The organism is Arcobacter siniprincipis (SeqCode) (assembly GCF_048571125.1).
GTDB lineage: Bacteria > Campylobacterota > Campylobacteria > Campylobacterales > Arcobacteraceae > Arcobacter > Arcobacter siniprincipis.
The window spans coordinates 178133-197842 of record NZ_CP182343.1; the positions used below are offsets into that span (position 1 = coordinate 178133).

Annotated in this window: 16 protein-coding genes; 13 read left to right on the top strand and 3 right to left on the bottom strand. The window is 30.0% G+C overall.

Annotated elements, in window-relative coordinates; all coding sequences use genetic code 11:
• Nucleotide 1: 1 nt before the first annotated feature.
• The 3 genes from ACNI3D_RS00905 to ACNI3D_RS00915 are packed head-to-tail and all read left to right on the top strand — an operon-like array spanning nt 2 to nt 3801.
• Nucleotides 2–1327: a TRAP transporter large permease gene (locus ACNI3D_RS00905; protein WP_419767948.1), complete on the top strand. Its 1326-nt coding sequence runs from the start codon at nt 2–4 to the stop codon at nt 1325–1327.
• 52 nt (nt 1328–1379) lie between these two features.
• Nucleotides 1380–2972 carry a gamma-glutamyltransferase family protein gene (locus tag ACNI3D_RS00910; protein WP_375725263.1) on the top strand — a complete coding sequence of 531 codons (1593 nt, stop codon included), beginning with the start codon at nt 1380–1382 and terminating at the stop codon, nt 2970–2972.
• Between the two features lie 22 nt (nt 2973–2994).
• Nucleotides 2995–3801, top strand: a complete 807-nt coding sequence (locus ACNI3D_RS00915) for a sulfite exporter TauE/SafE family protein (RefSeq protein WP_419767949.1) — start codon at nt 2995–2997, stop codon at nt 3799–3801.
• A 155-nt stretch (nt 3802–3956) separates the two neighbouring features.
• Here the strand turns inward: ACNI3D_RS00915 and ACNI3D_RS00920 are convergent, their stop codons facing one another.
• From ACNI3D_RS00920 to ACNI3D_RS00930, 3 genes are read right to left on the bottom strand one after another with little or no spacing between them, the layout of a single operon-like run.
• Nucleotides 3957–4151 (bottom strand): hypothetical protein, encoded by a 195-nt coding sequence (locus ACNI3D_RS00920; protein ID WP_419767950.1) that lies wholly within the window; start codon nt 4149–4151, stop codon nt 3957–3959.
• Between the two features lie 15 nt (nt 4152–4166).
• Nucleotides 4167–6422: a sensor histidine kinase gene (locus ACNI3D_RS00925; protein ID WP_419767951.1), complete on the bottom strand. Its 2256-nt coding sequence runs from the start codon at nt 6420–6422 to the stop codon at nt 4167–4169.
• 3 nt (nt 6423–6425) lie between these two features.
• Entirely contained in the window at nt 6426–7388 is a 963-nt protein-coding gene (locus ACNI3D_RS00930; RefSeq protein WP_419767952.1) for a substrate-binding domain-containing protein, read from the bottom strand.
• Nucleotides 7389–7574: 186 nt separating this feature from the next.
• Here ACNI3D_RS00930 and ACNI3D_RS00935 point away from each other — a divergent pair, with 186 nt between their 5' ends.
• The 10 genes from ACNI3D_RS00935 to pgm are packed head-to-tail and all read left to right on the top strand — an operon-like array spanning nt 7575 to nt 19707.
• Nucleotides 7575–8363, top strand: a complete 789-nt coding sequence (locus tag ACNI3D_RS00935) for an HAD-IIB family hydrolase (RefSeq protein ID WP_419767953.1) — start codon at nt 7575–7577, stop codon at nt 8361–8363.
• Nucleotides 8353–9636, top strand: coding sequence for a glycerate kinase type-2 family protein (locus tag ACNI3D_RS00940; protein ID WP_419767954.1), 1284 nt, complete (start codon nt 8353–8355; stop codon nt 9634–9636). The genes ACNI3D_RS00935 and ACNI3D_RS00940 overlap by 11 nt, the downstream gene beginning before the upstream one ends.
• Nucleotides 9637–9646: 10 nt before the next feature.
• Complete coding sequence (locus ACNI3D_RS00945) at nt 9647–10858, top strand: glycosyltransferase family protein (protein ID WP_419767955.1); 1212 nt, start codon at nt 9647–9649, stop codon at nt 10856–10858.
• On the top strand, nt 10855–12603 hold the full coding sequence (locus ACNI3D_RS00950) for a sugar phosphorylase (RefSeq protein ID WP_419767956.1): 1749 nt from the start codon (nt 10855–10857) through the stop codon (nt 12601–12603). The genes ACNI3D_RS00945 and ACNI3D_RS00950 overlap by 4 nt, the downstream gene beginning before the upstream one ends.
• Nucleotides 12604–12624: 21 nt before the next feature.
• Entirely contained in the window at nt 12625–13476 is an 852-nt protein-coding gene (galU, locus tag ACNI3D_RS00955) for a UTP--glucose-1-phosphate uridylyltransferase GalU (RefSeq protein ID WP_419767957.1), read from the top strand.
• A 1-nt stretch (nt 13477) separates the two neighbouring features.
• Nucleotides 13478–14938 carry a glucose-6-phosphate dehydrogenase gene (gene zwf / locus ACNI3D_RS00960; protein WP_419767958.1) on the top strand — a complete coding sequence of 487 codons (1461 nt, stop codon included), beginning with the start codon at nt 13478–13480 and terminating at the stop codon, nt 14936–14938.
• Nucleotides 14931–15623: a 6-phosphogluconolactonase gene (pgl, locus tag ACNI3D_RS00965; RefSeq protein WP_419767959.1), complete on the top strand. Its 693-nt coding sequence runs from the start codon at nt 14931–14933 to the stop codon at nt 15621–15623. Before zwf ends, pgl begins: the two co-directional genes overlap by 8 nt.
• A complete protein-coding gene (gene edd / locus ACNI3D_RS00970) occupies nt 15620–17440 on the top strand; it encodes a phosphogluconate dehydratase (RefSeq protein WP_419767960.1) in 1821 nt (606 codons plus the stop codon). The genes pgl and edd overlap by 4 nt, the downstream gene beginning before the upstream one ends.
• On the top strand, nt 17437–18060 hold the full coding sequence (gene eda / locus ACNI3D_RS00975) for a bifunctional 4-hydroxy-2-oxoglutarate aldolase/2-dehydro-3-deoxy-phosphogluconate aldolase (protein ID WP_419767961.1): 624 nt from the start codon (nt 17437–17439) through the stop codon (nt 18058–18060). The genes edd and eda overlap by 4 nt, the downstream gene beginning before the upstream one ends.
• Nucleotides 18061–18072: 12 nt before the next feature.
• On the top strand, nt 18073–19707 hold the full coding sequence (gene pgm, locus ACNI3D_RS00980; protein ID WP_419767962.1) for a phosphoglucomutase (alpha-D-glucose-1,6-bisphosphate-dependent): 1635 nt from the start codon (nt 18073–18075) through the stop codon (nt 19705–19707).
• The last annotated feature ends 3 nt before the right edge of the window (nt 19708–19710 follow it).

Here is a 19710-nt window from a genome sequence, read left to right on the forward strand (position 1 = left end):
TATGGATCCACAAATATTAGCAATTTTAATGGTTGTATCTCTTTTTACATTGATTTTAGCAGGAGTTCCAGTTGCTTTTGCAATAGCAGGTGCTGGTTTGTTTTTTGGAGCAATTGGGGTAGATATGAATCTATTTAATTTACTTCCTGCAAGAATCTTTGGAGTTTTGACTAACTATACACTTTTGGCAGTACCTTTATTTGTTTTTATGGGAATACTTTTAGAAAAATCCCGTATAGCAGAAAAGATGCTTGATGTATTAGGACTTTTATCTGGTAAAAAGCCTGGAGGAATGGCTATCGCAATTATTGTTGTGGGTATTCTTATGGGTGCATCAACAGGAATTGTAGGGGCAACAGTTGTTACTCTAACAATGATTTCACTTCCTACACTTTTACGAAGAAATTATAGTCATAGTGTTTCATGTGGTACGATTTGTGCTTCAGGAACATTGGGACAAATTTTACCTCCTAGTTTAGTTCTTATATTATTGGCAGATATTAGTGGAGAAGCCATAGGGCCTCTTTTTGCTGCTGCTTTAATCCCAGGATTACTTTTAGCTTGCATGTATATTTTATATATTGTTTTTTTGAGTTGGTTTTTCCCTCAACATGTGCCACCAATTGATATTGAAGAGAGAGAATCTTATTCAAGAAAAGAGTTATGGATAGAGTTTATAAAATCAGTTGCACCACCTTTTCTTTTGATATTTGCAGTTTTAGGTTCTATCATTGGAGGACTTGCAGCTCCTACTGAAGCTGCTTCAATGGGAGCAATAGGTTCACTTGTGATAGTTTTCTTGAGTAAAAGACTTAGCATGGATGTATTAAAAGAAACCTTATACGAAACTATGAAAGTAACTGGTATGATTATGTTCGTTTTATTGGCTTCTCAAATATTTGGGCTGAGCTTTAGAGGATTAGAGGGAGATTATTTAGTAGAAGATCTTTTCGCCGCAATTCCAGGGGGAATGTGGGGTTCTATTATTTTTATGATGTTTGTACTTTTTGTATTAGGTTTCTTTTTAGAATGGATTGAAATATCTTATATTGTATTGCCATTGGTTTTACCTATATTTCATGCTTTGGATATAAATATGATATGGCTAGGTATTTTAGTTGCACTAAATTTACAAACTTCATTTTTAACTCCACCTTTTGGTTGGTCTTTATTTTTCTTAAAAGGGGTTGCTCCTAAAGAGATAAAGACTATGGAGATATATAAAGGTGTTTTACCTTTTATTGGAATTCAGATTTTTGTTATTGGGCTAGTGATGCTTTTCCCAGATATTGCTTTATGGTTACCAAAAGCAATTGGATGGATGTAAGAAAAATATAAACTAATTATAATAAAATTCTAAAAAGGATATTTAAATAAATATGAATAAATTACTTAAAACACAAACTTCACAAAAAGGCATGGTAGTATCACCCCACCATGCAGCTTCAGATGCAGGACTTGAGATACTAAAAAAAGGGGGCAATGCAATTGAAGCTTCAATTGCTGTTGCTTCTTCTTTAGCAATACATTATCCTCACATGACAGGTATTGGAGGAGATGCCTTTTGGTTAGTTTATGACCCAAAAGAGGGTGTTTCTTTTATAGAAGCCTCTGGGTATTCTGGATTTGATGTAAAAAAAGAGTTATATGAAGGATTAAATGAAATACCTTTTAGGGGAAAATTAGCTGCAAATACAGCAGCTGGTGCTGTTTCTGCTTGGGATTTAGCTTTTGAAAAAAGTAAAACTTGGGGTGGGAAAATGACCCCTTCAAATCTTCTTAGTGAAGCTATAAATTCTGCAAATAGTGGTATTAAAGTAACTAAATCATTAAGTGATACATTAAATGAAAAACAAGCTGAACTTCAAGCTGATAGTTTTTTTGCAGATGTTTATTATCCAAATAAAGAAGTTCCAAAAGAGGGTGAGATTTTAGTTCAAAAATCATTGGGTGAAACATTAAAAAGGATTTCCCAAGAAGGCTTTGACACTTTTTATAGGGGCTCTTTATCAAAAGATATTGCAAATGACTTTTTAAAAAGGGAAGGATTTATAACTCTTAATGATTTAAATAATCATCAGGCAAGTTGGAATAAGGCACTAGAATTGCAAACTTCTCAAGCAAAATTATTTAATGCTTCAGCTCCTACACAAGGGGTCGCTTCTTTGATGATATTGGGATTATTTGATCGTTGGGTAGAAAAGTTACCCCAATTGGATTCTTCTAATCATGTACACTTGTTAGTAGAAGCTACAAAAATAGCTTTTTCTCATAGGGCAAAAATGGACACTTCAGCAAGTCCAGAAAAACTACAAGCTTGGTTGGAACCAGAATATTTAGATAAATTAAGTGAAAAAATTGATTTACAAAAAGCTAAAGCTTGGAGTAAAGAAACAGCGCCTGGTGATACTACTTGGTTTGGAGCTGTTGATTCCCAAGGTAGAGTTGTAAGTGCTATTCAAAGTATTTATCATGAGTTTGGTAGTGGTTTGATGTTACCTAAGACTGGTATCGTTTGGCAAAATAGAGGTTGCAGTTTTTCTTTGGATTCTTCACATATTCAAACTTTGATGCCACATAAAAAACCTTTTCATACTTTAAATCCTGCTATTGCTTTATTTAATGATGGAAGAGTAATGGCGTATGGAACAATGGGCGGAGATGGACAACCTCAAACCCAAGCCGCTGTATATTCAAGATATGCATACTATAATGATGATTTACAAACTACTATTAATAAACCAAGATGGTTATTAGGTAGAACTTGGGGAAATTCATCTGAAAGTTTAAAATTAGAATCTCGTTTTCCACTTGATTGTCAAGAAGATTTGATAAAAAAAGGACATGATGTAGAAATCTTATCATCTCTTGATTCTGCTGTTGGGCATGCAGGTGCAATAGTATGGCATCCTAATGGAAAAATAGAGGGTGCAAGTGACCCTCGAAGTGATGGAAAAGCATCAAATTTATAAAAATAAATAAGGATAAAAATTAATGAATGAATTATTAGTTCTGTTGCCGATTCTTTTAGCATCTGGTGTAATAGCAGGTTTGTTAGCAGGTTTATTAGGAGTTGGTGGCGGTATTGTTATAGTGCCAATGCTTTATCATATATTTATTTATTTAAATATTGATATTACAGTTGCAATTCCACTATCAATTGGTACTTCACTATCTACAATTGTAGTAACTTCTATTATGTCTGCAAGATCACACCATAAAAAAGGTGGAATAGATTGGGATTTGACTAAGAGATGGGTACCTCTTGTTATCATTGGAGTACTTATAGGTTCTTTTTCTTCTAAATATATTGATGCTTCAACTTTGAAATTTATGTTTGGCATCTTATTATTGGTAGTTTCTATTCATATGATAATAAGTAGTTTCAAAAGTATAATTATAGCTAAGCAGTTACCTGGTAATTTTGGGCAATCAACTTTTGGATTATTATTAGGTGGTTTTGCTTCACTTTTGGGTATAGGAGGAGGAACTCTTATGGTTCCTCTACTTACTCTTTTTTCTTATCCCATACATAGAGCTGTAAGTACAGCTTCAATATTTGGTTTGGTTATTAGTATTCCAGCAACTATTGGTTATATAATTGTTGGTTGGGGTGCTCCAAATCTACCTGTAGGATCTACTGGATATGTGAATTGGATTGGATTTATCGCACTTGTTCCTATGACTATGTTATTTGCTCCTTTAGGAGTAAAATTAGCATATAGACTTAATGTAAAGCAATTAAAAGTAGCTTTTGCTGTTTTTTTAGCTTGCGTTGGAGTAAAAATGCTTTTAGTTTAAGTATTTAAATAAAGATAAAGAAGAGAGTTCTCTTATTTATCTTTATTTTCAATTCTTTGCTTATAATACCCAAAAGCAATTATTGCAATTGCAACAAATACAAATCCAATAATCTCATTTTGTAAATCTGACATCAATAAATCCTAAATAAAAATTTAATCTTTTGTAAAAATAAAGGCAAAATAACCAAATGCCATCTCCCCTAAACTAACTATTCCCCACATGGGAGCGTAAAAAATACCAATTGCAATAGAGATAATTAAAGCAATTAAAAAAGCCACTTTAGGTTTCTTTATAAATTTTGCAAGGACAAATCCAAGAATAACAAAGATAATAAGATAAATTAACATAATAAACTCACTTTTTTAGATATCACAAAAATTATTGAATGTAATTTGAAAATATGCACCGGTGTATTGTTTTTTGTTATAAGTATAAGTGCTATTAAAGACTTCTATAGAGGCATCATGATATTCTGTAATTATTTGGTGTGACATAGATAATCCAATACCTGTACCTATACTTTTATGTTTGGTTGTAAAATATGGTTCAAAAACTTTATGCATGATAGTATCATCTATTCCCCCTGCATTATCTTTAATTACTAATATAAGTTGATTATTTATTTTCTGTGTTTCAATAAAAATAAGCTTCTCTTCATTGTCTTTTAGTCTTTCTTTTATCGCATCTTTTGCATTATTGATAATATTAATAAATGCTTGAATAATTTGATTTTGAAACCCTTCAATTTTACAATCATCTTTAAAATTTGTAATCAAATTTATATGATTGTTATTTATCGATGGTTTTAAAATAGTTAATGCTTTTTCAAGTGTTTCTACAATTGAGATTTTTTCTTTTTGATTTGTATTTTTTATAAAATTCCTAAAATCATCTATTGTTTGAGATAAATAATTAGTTTGTCCCATAATTTTTTCCATATCAGAAACTATTTGGGGAGAAATCTTTTCAACTAATTCATTTCTTACTAGTATCCCACTTGCAATTGTTGAAATCATACTAAGTGGTTGTCTCCATTGATGGGCGATATTTCCTATCATTTCACCCATTGAAGCTAGTTTTGATTGAGATTCTAATAATTTTCGTTGGGATATATCTTGACAAATTCCTATGTATCCATAGGTTTCATTATCTTTATTTTTTAAAGCAGTAATTGTTATAAGTACTGGAATATGTTCTCCGTTTTTAGAGATAACTGTCCATTCATTTTCATTCTTTAATCCCAAATCTGTTTTGGCTGAAAATACTTCAAAACTTGATGTTATATTAATGTTTAACTCTTTTGATAGATATGTTTTTCTTTGTTTAATTTCTGATTTTAGATGAAAAAGTAAGGGAGTATGAATATTTACAACTTCTTTTGCCTTATATCCTAAAATTCTTTCAGCTTCTTTATTAAACTGTTGAATAACTCCATCTATATTTGTACTTATTATCATATATCCAGAGTTATCAAAAATAGTAGTTTGTAATTCTAATGCTTTGTGCAAGTTTGCTTCATTTTCTTTTTCATTTGTTATATCATAAAACCACCCAATAATTGCATTTTCACCATCATATTCAATATTCATATAAGAAGCTAGTACATAAACTTGTTTATTGTTTATTTTTACTTCCATTGTCATATTATAAATACTATTTCCATTGAGTAGTTCTTTTTCAATATTTTCATAAGCAGTTTTATTTATATAATAATCTTTTGGATTCATTCCATAAACATTGTCTTTATTTACTTGTAATAGTTTAGAATAGGCATCATTAGCAAAAATTACATAATCTTTATTTTTTTTAGTTTTTTTTGTAATTCTTATGGAAATAGGACTAAGATCAAGTAGATATTCAAGGCGATGTTGACTTTTTTCTAAAACAGTTCTAGAATCTTTTATAGATAAAATCATTTTATTAATACTTGAAGAGAGTTCATTTATTTCTGTACTCTTAGAATAAGGAATAGGCTTATTTGGTATTCCATGACTATTATCATTATTAATTGCATCAATAATATTTGAAATAGGTTTTAATATATAGTATTTTATACTTAGATATAAAAATAAAATCAATAATATAGATAAGAAGATAGTATTTATAATAGTATCATATATTATTGCATCTAGCTCTTCATTTAAAGCTGAATCACTAAGGTAAATGGTAATGGTACCAAGGAGATTATTTGAAGAGTCAGTAATGTTTGAACTATTAGAAAAAAATGAATTTGCTAATTGTTTATTTTGTTCTTCATCTTTATCATCATAGTCCTCGATAATAGAGTTTTTGTCTTTTATTCTTCCACTTATATAAACATTTTTACCTAATACTTTTCCTAAATTATAATCTTTTATCACAATTGCAAAAATATTTTTATCTTTAAGTTCATTAGTTACAATTTTTTCATATTCATTTGGAGAATAAGACGCAAGTAGTATTGAAATATTGTTTTTTAATGAAAGCATAGACTCTTTTGAGTCATCTTTCATCTCTTTTAAAATAGAATTTTTTGTTTTTTGATAGTTATATGTTGAATTAATTAGCATAATACTTACTACAAGAGTAATAATTATTAATCCAAGTTTTGTTAATAATGAATATTCTGTATTTTTCATCTTTTAGTTACTTTCAATGCCCAAAACATTGTGTTCAATAAAATAAGTTTTTTGTTTTATGTTATCAGCTGTAATTATATTCACTGGAAGTTGTATCTCTTTTTGAACTTTTTTTCCTTTTATATAATTATTTATTTGTTCTAAGGCTAACTTCCCCATAATAAAAGGTTGCTGTACTGCTGCTGCTAATATTATATTTTTAGGGATTAATTCTAAAAATTCAGGTTCTAAATCAAAAGTAATTAGTGATATTTCATTTTGTTTATTAAAATCATTTATTGCTTTAATAGCTGCTCTATAAGTTTTTGAAGATTGCAACCAAATTGCATGTAAATCTGGATAACTTTTTATCATATCTTTTACCAAAATGTAAGTTTCTTCTTCTGTTCTTGTCTTAACTTGTTTTAAATCAGCACTTTTAAATGGAGATTCTTCTAATGCTTCTATAAAACCAGCTGTTCTGGCTTGGGTAATGAGCTTTTTTTGTGGAAGAGCTATAATTCCAACTTTTGCATTTTTGTAACCTTTTTTAGATAATTCATTTGTAAGATATATACCAAGATTATATGCTCCAAGTTTATTATCTGAAGAGATATAAGATACATAGCTCTTATTTTTTGTTCCGGCATCAGAAACTACAACTGGAATATTTGCTTCTTTTGCAAGTTTTAGAATTATTTCTGCAGAGTATGAATTTATGGGAGAAAGTATAATTCCATCAACTTTATCTGTTATAGCTTTTACAGTATTTTCTAATTCTTTTTTATGATTATTATGAGAATCAAGTACACTTAATTTGTAACCCAAGTCTTCACAACTATTTTTAATTCCCTTTTCCATGATTTGCCAAAAAGGAATTTCTAGATTATCAACTATATATACTATTCTTTTGGTTTGAGTGTTTTTTTCATATGCATTTGCCCATGATATGAAAGTAAATAAAAAGACAATTAAAAATTTTTTCATATGCATTTGTTTGGTTCTTTTTCTAATTAAAATAATAGTAGCAAATTCTATCATAACATTTAAAAAAGTAATATTTTATTAATTATTGTAGAATATAAATAAATTTTTTTTGTATAATTATAGATTGTATAAAATTTATACAGACAAAACTTTAAATTAAATATAAGGATAAGATATACTAAAGTAATGTTACAAAAAGACACTAAAACGGACTATTTAATTTTTACAGATTTAGATGGAACACTTTTGGATCATAAAACTTATGAGTTCAATGAAGCTAAAGAGATGCTTGATTTTATAAGAGAGCAAAAAATACCATTAATAATCGTCACAAGTAAAACAAAAGATGAGGTTGTTGAATTACAAAAGAAATTAGATATTTCTTTTCCTTTTGTTATAGAAAATGGTGCTGGAATATTTATTCCAAAAGAAAAAACTTATGAGCTTATTTCTTTAGGGAAAAATTACGATACTACAATTAGTGCATTTAAAGAATACTCAAAAAAGTTTCCCATCCAAGGGTTTCATGAAATGAATGATGAAGAGGTTTCTTTATATACGGGACTTCCCAAAAATAAAGCAAAAAAAGCAAGAAAAAGAACTTTTAGTGAGCCTTTTATTTTAAAAGATGAAACAAAAGCTAAACAGTTGAAACAATTGGTTTTAACTGATGGTTTTGATGTGGTAAAAGGGGGAAGATTTTATCATTTAATTACTTTTGGACAAGATAAAGCAAAAGCTGTATTGGAGATGAAAAAGTATTATGATAACTTATATAATAAAAATTTTAAAACAATTGCTTTAGGTGATGGCGAAAATGATATCACTATGTTAAAATGTGTAGATATTCCAATTTTAATAAAAAAATATGATGGTTCATTTATCAAGTGTGAAATAAATAATCTCACCAAATCAAGATTTATTGGGCCAAAAGGCTGGAATAATAGTTTAAAAAGGATTTTAAATGTTAAATAAAGAACAACTAGAAAATATATTTTCATCAATACTAGAAGAGATTCATCCAAAAAAACTTATTAAAAAACAATGTAAGTTTGTAAATGATAAGTTTTATGTGAATAGTGAATTCTTTGAGATACCAAAAAATAAAAAAATTCATATCTTTGGTTCTGGAAAAGCAGTTCTTAGTATGGCTGAAGCATTATATGAAATCATGGAAGAAAAAATAGATAAAGCACTCTTAGTAGGAGCTTATGAAAATAATTTCAAAAAACAAAATCTCACATATATAAAAAGTACCCATCCTCTACCAAGTCAAAAGAGTGTAAAAGGTGCAAAGGCTTTAATAAAAGAGTTTGAATCCCTAGATGAAGATGATTTTTTTATATATTTATTATCAGGTGGAAACTCTGCTTTAGTAGAACTCCCTGCAGATGAAATAAGTCTTGAAGAATTTCAAGAAACAACAAAACTTATGTTAGAAAATTCAATGCCAATAGAATCAATAAATTGTGTAAGAAAACATATTTCTCAAGTAAAAGGTGGAAGATTAGCTAGATTTACAAAAGCAAAAGGAGTAGTTTTAACTCTGAGTGATGTTTTAGGGGATAATTTAGAAGCTATTGGTTCTGCACCACTTTATTTTGATAGTACAACTTTTCAAGATGCTTTTGATGATTTGAAAAAATATAATATATTTGAAAAAGTACCAAATTCTGTGCAAAACTATCTTCAAAAAGCTATTAAATCAAAAGATTTAGAAACCCCTAAAAGTGAATCTTCAAATATAAAACATTATTTAATAGGTTCAAATGATATTTTGCTAAATGAGGCAAAAAATATTTTAGAAAAGAAAAATCTAAATCCAATCATAGTAGATGAAAAAATAGATGATGATGTTGAACTTGTATGTAAAAATCTTTTGCAATTTTGTAAAGAAAAAAAAGAGGGTTGTTTTATTTTTGGAGGAGAAGCAACTGTAAATGTTAGTGGAAATGGTAAAGGTGGAAGAAATCAACACTTAGTTTTATCTTTTCTAAACTCTTATCCAAAAGATGAAAATATAATATTTTTAAGTGGTGCAAGTGATGGGATAGATGGAAATTCTGATGCTTGTGGTGCAATAATTGATAAAGATACAGTAAAAAAAGTGCAAGAGTTAAATTTAGATATAAAAAAATACATGGAAGATTTTGATTCAAATATCTTTTTTGATAAATTAAATCAACTTTTAAAACCAGGTCCCACCCATAATAATATGCTTGATATTGTGATTATATTAAAAAATTAAGGAGATAAAGATGTCTGATTTTTTTCAAAATGGTGTAATAACTACTTTACAAAAGTTAGGTAATAGAACACTTGAAGATATGGAAAAAGAGCTTTTAAAATTTAGTCAAAGAAGAAGAATGGTTCTTTTATTGCCTGCTTTATATTCAGAGTTTCAAACTCCAGCTATGCATAGAATCATAGAAGAATTAAAAAGTGTGAAATATCTTTATAAGATTATTTTAGGACTTGATCAAGCTACAAAAGAGCAGTTTGAAGAGGTCAAAGAACTTATGTCAAAACTTCCTTGTGAAGTTGATATTTTATGGAATGATGGGCCAAAGATAAAAGAGCTTTATTCTGATTTGACAAAAGAGGGATTTCCTGGACTTGAAACACCGGGAAAAGGAAGAAATGTCTGGACAATGATGGGTTATGGATTAGCAGACAAAGATGCCTATGCTTTTGCTCTTCATGATTGTGATATTGTAAATTATAATAGAGAAATTCCAGCAAGACTTTTTTTCCCAATAGTTCATCCAGCACTTGATTTTGAATTTAATAAAGGTTTTTACTCAAGGGTTACAAATAAGCTTCATGGTAGAGCTACAAGGTTGCTTTATACTCCTTTGATAAATTCACTTAAAAAGGTTTATGGAGGCAATAGGTATTTGGATTATATGGAGAGTTTTAGGTACTCTTTATCAGGTGAGTTTTCATTTATAAGATCTCTTGGTCGAGGTATTGGTATTTCTCCCACTTGGGGGTTAGAAGTTTCTACATTAAGTGAAGTATATAAAAATACTTCAAATAAAAGAATCTGTCAAACAGAGATAATGGAAACTTATGAACATAAGCATCAAGAACTAAGTAGTCAAGAAGAGGGTGGTGGTATTTATAAGATGGCAAATGATATTGCTAAGACCCTTTTTAGAGTTATGGCTCAAGAAGGAGTGGTTTTTTCTTCTAGTTCTTTTAAAACTCTACTTGCAACATATTTTCAAGAATCAAGATTTGAAATATCAAAATTCAATGCTTTGAGTAAATTAAACGCACTAGATTATAATAGGGAAAAAGAAATAGAGGCTGTAAAGACCTTTCAAGATGCTATAAAAGCTGCAGCAGATGAGTTTTATGAGGATCCCATGGGAATTCCATCTTTATCTCCTTGGATTACAGTTCGTTCTGTTATGCCTGATTTTTCTGCAAAATTTAATAAATATGTAAAGGAGGATAATGAATGAAAGGTCCAAAACATATATCAGATCCTAAACATACAATAAATAAAAGACTTCATAAACTTTATCCAGAAGAGATTGCCCAAAGGGCTGTTAATGATATCATTGATTTGATTTTTAAATATAAACAAAGAATTAAATCAACAGATTATCGTTTAAGTCAAAAAGATATTATTTTAATAACCTATGGCGACCAAGTATCAAAACTTCATCAGCCATCATTAGAGACTTTGAATAACTTTATGAATGACCATCTAAAAGGTGTAATAAATTCTATTCATATTTTACCTTTTTACCCATATTCAAGTGATGATGGATTTTCTGTTGTAAATTATAATGCAGTTGATCCTCATATGGGTTCATGGAGAGAAATAGAATCAATAAGTAAAGATTATAGACTAATGGTAGATGGGGTTATAAATCACATCTCACAATTTTCTGATTGGTTTAAAGCATATTTAGCAGGTGATCCATATTTTCAAGACTTTTTTATCAATGTTGATCCTTCAATTGATTTAAGTAAGGTTGTTCGTCCTAGAGCAACGCCGCTATTAAGTGAATTTATTGATGATGAGGGAAAGATAAAAAATATCTGGACAACCTTTAGTAAAGACCAAGTTGATTTAAATTATAAAAGTCATAGGGTTTTACGAAATGTTTTAGATGCTCTTTTTTATTATATTGAAAAGGGAGCTACTTTAATAAGGTTTGATGCCATAGCTTTTATTTGGAAAGAGATAGGAACCTCATGCGTTCATCTTCCTCAAACCCATGAGTTAATACAACTAATGAGAGAAGTTCTTCATGAAGTTGCACCCGAGGTTATAATTATCACAGAAACAAATGTTCCACATAATGAAAATATTTCATATTTTGGAAGTGGTGACGATGAGGCTCAGATGGTATATAATTTTGCTTTACCTCCTTTATTACTTCACTCAATATTAAACTCAAATACTACAAAATTAACAGCATGGGCTAAGACCTTGACCTTACCAAATGATAAGGTTTGTTTTTTCAATTTTACAGCAAGTCATGATGGAATAGGAATGCGTCCAGTAAAAGGGATTCTAGAAGATGAAGAGATTGAGTATCTAGTAAAAACTGTAAAAGAGCATGGAGGATTAGTATCTTATAGGGCAGAAGAAGATGGAAGTGAAACGCCATATGAACTAAATTGTTCTTATATTGATGCTTTGACAAACCCTAATGAAGATCAATATTTAAGTATAAAAAGAATGTTAGTAACCCAAGCAGCTGTTTTATCAATGCCTGGTGTTCCGGGTATTTATTTCCACTCTCTTGTTGGTTCTAGGAATTATCATGATGGAGTTAAACATACAGGAGTAAATCGTACAATAAATAGAGAAAAATATAATATTGATTGGTTAGAGAATGAACTTTCAACTCAAGGAACTCTTGCAAAAACTATGTTTGATTCCTATAAAAGACTTATTTCTATAAGAATAAGTGAAGAAGCATTTAATCCATTTGGAGAGTTTGAAATTTTAGATTTAGATGATAGACTTTTTGTTATAGACCAATCATGTTGTGGCAATGAAAATAGAATAGTTGCAGTGCACAATTTCTCAAATGAAGAAGTTATATGTAAGTTACCTGATTCTATTTCCTTACCACTTTGTGATATACTTTCTTCAAACTGTATGCCAAATAATGAAGAAAAAGCAGAAAAAATAAAAGAAATAAAATTAGAGCCATACCAAATTATGTGGCTAAAAGGCAAAATTTAAAAAAGAAAAAAGGATAAATAAATGAACAATAAAGATAAAACAATAACAACTTGTCTATTTCCAGCAGCTGGATATGGGACAAGATTCCTTCCAGCAACAAAAGCTATGCCAAAAGAGATGTTACCAGTTCTTACAAAACCACTTATTCAGTATGGAGTTGAAGAGGCTATGGAAGCTGGTTGTAATATCATGTCTGTTATTACAGGACGAGGTAAAAGAGCTATAACAGACCATTTTGATATTTCTTATGAGTTAGAACATCAAATACAAGGTTCATCAAAAGAGAAAATGTTAGCTGATATTAGAAATATTATTGATAAATGTACATTTACTTATACTAGACAAAATGAGATGAAAGGTTTAGGAGATGCTATTTATAAGGGTAAAGTTTTAGTAGGAGACATTAATCCTTTTGCAGTAATTTTAGCAGATGACCTTTGTGTAAATCCAAAGGGTGATGGTATTTTAGCTCAAATGGTAAAACTTTATAATAAATATAAGTGTTGTATCGTAGCTTGTATGGAAGTACCCAAAGAAGATGTACATAAATATGGGGTAATAGAAGGTAATCAAATAGAAGATGGTGTTTTTATGGTATCAAATATGGTTGAAAAGCCTGATAATGATAAAGCTCCATCAAACTTGGCAGTTATAGGAAGATATATTTTAACACCAGATATTTTTGAAGTAATTCAAAATACAAAACCTGGTAAAAATGGAGAGTTACAAATTACTGATGCTTTATGTACACAAGCAAAAAAAGGCATGGTAATGGCTTATAAATTCCAAGGAAAAAGATTTGATTGTGGTAGTGTTGATGGTTTTGTTGAAGCTACAAACTATTTTTATAATTTAGAGAATAAAAAGAAATAAAATGAATACAAAAAATAATCTATGTGATTTTATACTTTTTGGTGGACATGGTGATTTAGCATTTAGAAAACTTATGCCTGCACTTTATCATCTATGTAAAGATAACTATATCTCAAGTGAAAGTAGAATAATAACAGTCTCAAGAAAAGAGATAAGCATAGATGAACACATAAAGCTTATAGAAGATAAATTAAATGAATTTTTAAGTGAAGAAAAGATTGATGAAGAGTTTTTCAAAATCTTTAAAAAACAACTTCTTATGGTAACTATAGACTTTGCAGATGAAAAATCATATGAAAAATTGCAAACTATTTTAAATGAACATAGTGATAGAGAGAGAATAAATTATCTATCAACTTCACCTGATTTTTTTGGAACTATTTGTAAGTCATTAAATCACTGGAATTTAATAAGTCAACAAACAAGAGTTGTACTAGAAAAACCTTTAGGTAGGGATTTAAAATCATCACAAGAGATAAATAAAGAGGTTTTAAAATATTTTGAAGAGGACCAAATATATAGAATTGACCACTATTTAGGTAAAGACACCGTTCAAAATATCATGGCTTTGAGATTTTCAAATAGACTTTTTGTTCCACTTTGGAACTCTAACCACATAGACCATGTACAAATAACAGTTGCAGAAAGTGTTGGTGTTGAGAATCGTTGGGGTTATTATAATGAGTATGGAGCCTTGAGGGATATGATTCAAAATCACCTTATGCAACTACTTTGTTTAATCGCTATGGAGCCTCCTTGTTCACTTGAAGCAAATAGTGTAAGGGATGAAAAAGTAAAAGTATTGCGTTCTTTTAGAAATATAAATGATGAAGATATCAAAACAAAAACGGTAAGAGCTCAATATAAAGCTGGTTCTTCAGATGGGAAAACAGTTCCAGGGTATCTTGATGGAAAAGAGGAGGGGAGTAATACAGAAACTTTTGCAGCTATTAGAGTTGATATAGATAATTGGAGATGGAATGGAGTACCTTTTTATATAAGAAGTGGAAAAAGACTTCAAAAAAGAAATTCTGAGATTGTAATTCAGTTTAAAACTATTCCACACTCTATATTTGGTGAAGATGAGACTTCAATAAATGCAAATAGATTAGTAATAACTTTGCAACCAAAAGAGAGTATTGAGTTAAAGCTTATGAATAAAATCCCAGGATTAAGTGATAGTATGAAACTTCAACAAGTGGATTTAGAACTAAATTCACCCCATAATAGTGATAGAAAACCTGATGCTTATGAAAGACTTATTTTAGATGTGGTTCGCTCTAATCCTACGCTTTTTATGAGACTTGATGAGGTAGAAACTGCTTGGAAATGGGCAGATAAGATTATAGAGGGTTGGGAAAAGAATCTCTCACCTATGAAAACATATACAGCTGGAAGTGATGGACCAAGTGCCGCTATTCAATTAATCGCAAAAGATGGAAGAAGTTGGAACGATGAATGAATTTAAAGAATTTTTTTCAAGTGAAGAGTTAGCTCAAAATCTAGCTTCTGATATTGCTTTAATATTAAAAAATAGTATAGAAACTGAGGGGAAAGCGACGCTTTTAGTATCAGGGGGAAATACTCCAAAACTATTTTTTCAAAAACTTTCAAATATAAATATTCAATGGGAAAAGGTAACCATAGGATTAGTAGATGAAAGATGGGTTGAAAATGATTCTAAAGATAGTAATGAGGTTTTAGTAAAAGAAAACTTACTTAAGAATCTTGCTAGAAAAGCCCATTTTATTGGACTTTATGTAAAAGGAATAAGTGCAGAGTCTGCCCAAAATATCTCTTCAAAAATATATGAAAATGAGTTTGAAAAAGTAGATGTTTTGGTTTTAGGTATGGGTACTGATGGACACACTGCCTCATTATTTCCTAATAATGAAAGGTTAAAAGAGGCTTATGATTTAACAAATGAAAATTTTTGTATTTCAATTGAACCAACAACAGTTCCTTATACAAGAATGAGTTTAATATTAAAGAAAATTTTAGAAGCTAAAAATATAATATTACATATAGAAGGAAAAGAAAAACTTGAAGTATATAATAGTGCTATAAATACAAATGATATTTATAAATATCCAATTAGTTCAGTTTTAAATCAAACTGATAAAAAAATAAAGGTTTATTACTCATGAATAAAATAATAGAAGAAGTAACAAACAAAATAATAAAAAAATCACAAAAAAGTAGAAAGATTTATCTATCTAGAATAAATGAAGCTAAAAAAAATAGTGTAAATAGAGCAACTTTAGATTGTGCCAATTTAGCCCATGCTATTGCTCCAATGACCAATGAAGAAAAAGCTTATTTAAGCGATATGAAATCTTTTAATATGGGAATTGTAACTGCTTATAATGATATGTTATCAGCCCATGAACCCTATGCTGCATATCCTGATATCTTAAAAAAAGAGCTTTTAAAGCATAGTTCGACTGCTCAAGTTGCAGGTGGAGTTCCAGCAATGTGTGATGGAGTAACTCAAGGACAAGCAGGCATGGAATTATCACTTTTTTCTAGGGATAATATAGCTATGGGAACTGCAATTGCCCTGAGCCATAATACTTATGATGGAGCATTTTATTTGGGAATTTGTGACAAGATAGTACCTGGATTAATGATTGGAGCTTTGAGTTTTGGACATTTACCAGCTATTTTTGTACCATCAGGTCCTATGCCTTCTGGTATTTCAAATAAAGAAAAAGCAAAAGTGAGACAAGAGTTTGCCCAAAACAAAATAGATGAAAAAGCACTTTTTGAAGTGGAAAAGGCATCTTATCATAGCTGTGGAACCTGTACTTTTTTTGGAACAGCAAATTCAAATCAAATGCTTTTGGAGATGATGGGGTTACAACTTCCTAATGGCTCTTTTGTAAATGCAAATACACCTTTAAGATATGCTTTGACAAAAAAATCAGCCCAAACTCTTATAAACCTATGTAAGAAAAAAATATCAATATCAGATATTGTAAATGAAAAAACTTTTGTAAATGCAATTATTGGACTTATGGCAACAGGAGGTTCAACAAATCATACCATTCACTTAATTGCCATGGCAAAAGCAGCTGGGATAGTTCTTACTTGGGAAGATTTTGATGATATTTCAAAAGTTACGCCATTACTTTGTAAAATGTATCCAAATGGAAGTGCAGATGTAAATCACTTTAGAGATGCGGGTGGAATGAGTGTAGTTATAGCCCAACTTCTTGACTTAGACTTAGTTCATAATGATGTTCAAACAGTTGTTGGATATGGTTTAGATAATTTTATAAAAGAGCCAATTTTACAAAATGATGAACTGATTTTTAATGATGGAAATAAAACTTCTAAGAATATAGAAGTAATCTCAAGTGCTAAAACTCCTTTTTCAAAAGAGGGTGGATTAAAACTTTTAGTGGGAAATCTTGGTAAAAGTGTTATAAAAACTTCAGCTTTAAAAGAAGAGTATCTTTATATAAAAGCACCAGCAGTTGTATTTAATTCACAAGAAGAGTTACAAAAAGAGTTTGTACAAGGAAAATTAGAAAAAGATTTTATTGCAGTTATAAGATATCAAGGGCCAAAGGCAAATGGAATGCCAGAACTTCATAAACTAATGCCTCCCCTTGGAGCCTTACAAGATAAAGGTTTTAAAGTAGCAATTATAACAGATGGTAGAATGTCAGGTGCTTCTGGAAAAGTTGCCTCTGCAATACATCTTTATCCTGAGGCTATTGAAGGTGGACTTATAGCAAAAATTGAAAATGGTGATATGATAGAGATGGATGTAAAAAATGGCACAATAAAACTTCTAATTGATAAAGAAGTTTTAGAAAAAAGAGAAGTTAAACAGATAAATTTAGAAAAAAACAGACATGGTTTCGGACGAGAACTATTTTCAAGTATTAGAGAAAATGTAAGTTCAAGTGAAACCGGAGCAACTATTTTTAAACTTGTAGGAGAAGAAAACTTATGAATGCAAATGATGTAATGAAAATATCACCAATAGTACCAGTTATTGCCCTTGATGATATAAAAGATGCATTGCCTTTAGCAAAAGCTTTAAGTGAGGGTGGAATAAATATTATGGAGATAACTTTAAGAACAAAAGCTGGACTTAAAGCTATTAATCTTATCTCAAAAGAGATGCCATCTATGAATGTGGGAGCTGGAACAGTTTGCAATAATGTTGATTTGATGGAAGCAAAAGCAGTGGGTGCAAAATTTGTATTTTCTCCTGGAATTTCTCAAGAGTTAATAGATAGTGCAAAAAAATATAAGATGACAATTATTCCAGGAATTGCAACTGCTTCAGAAGTTATGCTTGCTCAAAATAATGGTATTTATAATTGTAAATTATTCCCTGCAACAATAAGTGGAGGAGTTGATATTTTAAAAGCTTTTCAAGGACCTTTCCCAAAAATGAAGTTTTGTCCCACAGGTGGAGTAAATCTAGAAAATCTAAATGACTTTTTATCTTTAAAAAATGTTTTATGTGTTGGTGGAACATGGATTATTCCAAAAGATATTATAAAAAGTGGTGATTTTGATAAGATTACTAAGTTATGTATTGAGGCACTGGCAAAAATAAAATAAAAGGAGATTATTTTGGCGAATGAATTAGCAGGAAAAAAAGCACCCAAAGAGATATTAGAGGATATCCCAAAACTACTTTCATCTTATTATGAAAATAAGCCAAATATAAATGAGGTAAGTCAAAAAGTTAGTTTTGGTACATCTGGACATAGGGGAAGTTCTTTAAAAAAGAGTTTCAATGAAGACCATATTTTAGCTATTTCTCAAGCCTTATGTGAATATAGAAAAAATGCAAAAATAACTGGAACTTTATATATAGGAATAGATACTCATGCCCTCTCAACTCCTGCTCAAACAACAGCATTACAAGTATTTGTAGCAAATAAAGTAAAATGCAAAATTGCCCAAAATAAAAACTTTACTCCCACTCCTGTAATTTCCTTTACTATTTTAGAAGCAAATAAAAATAGTGAAATTTTAAATGATGGAGTTGTAATAACTCCTTCCCACAATCCTCCAAGTGATGGTGGCTTTAAATACAATCCACCAAATGGTGGACCAGCAGATAGTGATATTACAACTATCATAGAAAATAGAGCAAATGAGATTTTGGCAAATGGTTTAAAGGATGTAAAAAAAGTCCCAATTGAAGAGTTAGATGGTTCTTTGTTTATAGAAGAGTTTGATTTTATAACTCCTTATGTAAAAGCTCTTGATACTATTATTGATATGGATTGTATTAAAAAAGCAAATCTTAAAATTGGCGTTGATCCAATGGGCGGTTCTGGAATAGAAGTTTATAAAAAGATAAAAGAGATTTATGGTTTAAATCTTGAAATTGTAAATGATAAAGTTGATCCAACTTTTTCTTTTATGACTTGCGACCATGATGGTAAGATTAGAATGGATTGTTCATCAAAAGATGCGATGGCTTCATTAATAGGCTTAAAAGATAAGTATGAATTAGCTTTTGCAAATGATCCTGACTTTGATAGACATGGAATAGTAACTCCAAGTGTTGGGCTTATGAATCCAAATCATTATCTCTCTGTTGCTATTTGGTATTTATTTTCAAATAGACCTTGGAGTGATGACTTAGGCATTGGGAAGACAGTAGTTTCAAGTTCTATGATAGATAGGGTTACAAAGATGCTTAATAAAAAGCTTTATGAAGTACCTGTTGGCTTTAAATGGTTTGTTGATGGTCTTTATGAAGGAACTTTAGGCTTTGGAGGAGAAGAGAGTGCTGGAGCTTCATTTCTAAGATTTGATGGAAGTGTTTGGTCAACTGATAAAGATGGAATAATTTTAAATTTATTAGCAGCTGAGATTACTTCAAAACTAAAAAAAGACCCTGGAACTATTTATAAAGAGTTAGAAGAGAAAAATGGAACTTCATACTATAAAAGAATCGATGCCCCCGCAACGATAGAACAAAAAGCTAAACTAAAAAGTCTAAGTGTTGAAGATATAGTATCAAAAGAGCTTGCAGGGGAACTTATCGAAAATATTTTTACCAAAGCAGAGGGTAATAAAGCATCCATTGGAGGCTTAAAAGTGGTTACCAAAAATGGTTGGTTTGCTGCGCGTCCTTCAGGTACAGAAGATATATATAAAATCTATGCTGAGAGTTTTATAAGTAGTGAGCATTTGGAGCTTATTTTAGCTCAAGCTCAAGAGATAGTAACACAAAGTATAAAAGGATAAAAG

Coding starts and splice junctions, on each gene's coding strand:
- ACNI3D_RS00945 (WP_419767955.1), top strand. CDS start 9,647: ATGTCTGATTTTTTTCAAAATGGTGTAATAACTACTTTACAAAAGTTA.
- ACNI3D_RS00935 (WP_419767953.1), top strand. CDS start 7,575: ATGTTACAAAAAGACACTAAAACGGACTATTTAATTTTTACAGATTTA.
- ACNI3D_RS00920 (WP_419767950.1), bottom strand. CDS start 4,151: ATGTTAATTTATCTTATTATCTTTGTTATTCTTGGATTTGTCCTTGCA.
- ACNI3D_RS00930 (WP_419767952.1), bottom strand. CDS start 7,388: ATGAAAAAATTTTTAATTGTCTTTTTATTTACTTTCATATCATGGGCA.
- ACNI3D_RS00940 (WP_419767954.1), top strand. CDS start 8,353: ATGTTAAATAAAGAACAACTAGAAAATATATTTTCATCAATACTAGAA.
- ACNI3D_RS00905 (WP_419767948.1), top strand. CDS start 2: ATGGATCCACAAATATTAGCAATTTTAATGGTTGTATCTCTTTTTACA.
- ACNI3D_RS00925 (WP_419767951.1), bottom strand. CDS start 6,422: ATGAAAAATACAGAATATTCATTATTAACAAAACTTGGATTAATAATT.
- pgl (WP_419767959.1), top strand. CDS start 14,931: ATGAATGAATTTAAAGAATTTTTTTCAAGTGAAGAGTTAGCTCAAAAT.
- ACNI3D_RS00915 (WP_419767949.1), top strand. CDS start 2,995: ATGAATGAATTATTAGTTCTGTTGCCGATTCTTTTAGCATCTGGTGTA.
- edd (WP_419767960.1), top strand. CDS start 15,620: ATGAATAAAATAATAGAAGAAGTAACAAACAAAATAATAAAAAAATCA.
- ACNI3D_RS00950 (WP_419767956.1), top strand. CDS start 10,855: ATGAAAGGTCCAAAACATATATCAGATCCTAAACATACAATAAATAAA.
- ACNI3D_RS00910 (WP_375725263.1), top strand. CDS start 1,380: ATGAATAAATTACTTAAAACACAAACTTCACAAAAAGGCATGGTAGTA.
- galU (WP_419767957.1), top strand. CDS start 12,625: ATGAACAATAAAGATAAAACAATAACAACTTGTCTATTTCCAGCAGCT.
- eda (WP_419767961.1), top strand. CDS start 17,437: ATGAATGCAAATGATGTAATGAAAATATCACCAATAGTACCAGTTATT.
- zwf (WP_419767958.1), top strand. CDS start 13,478: ATGAATACAAAAAATAATCTATGTGATTTTATACTTTTTGGTGGACAT.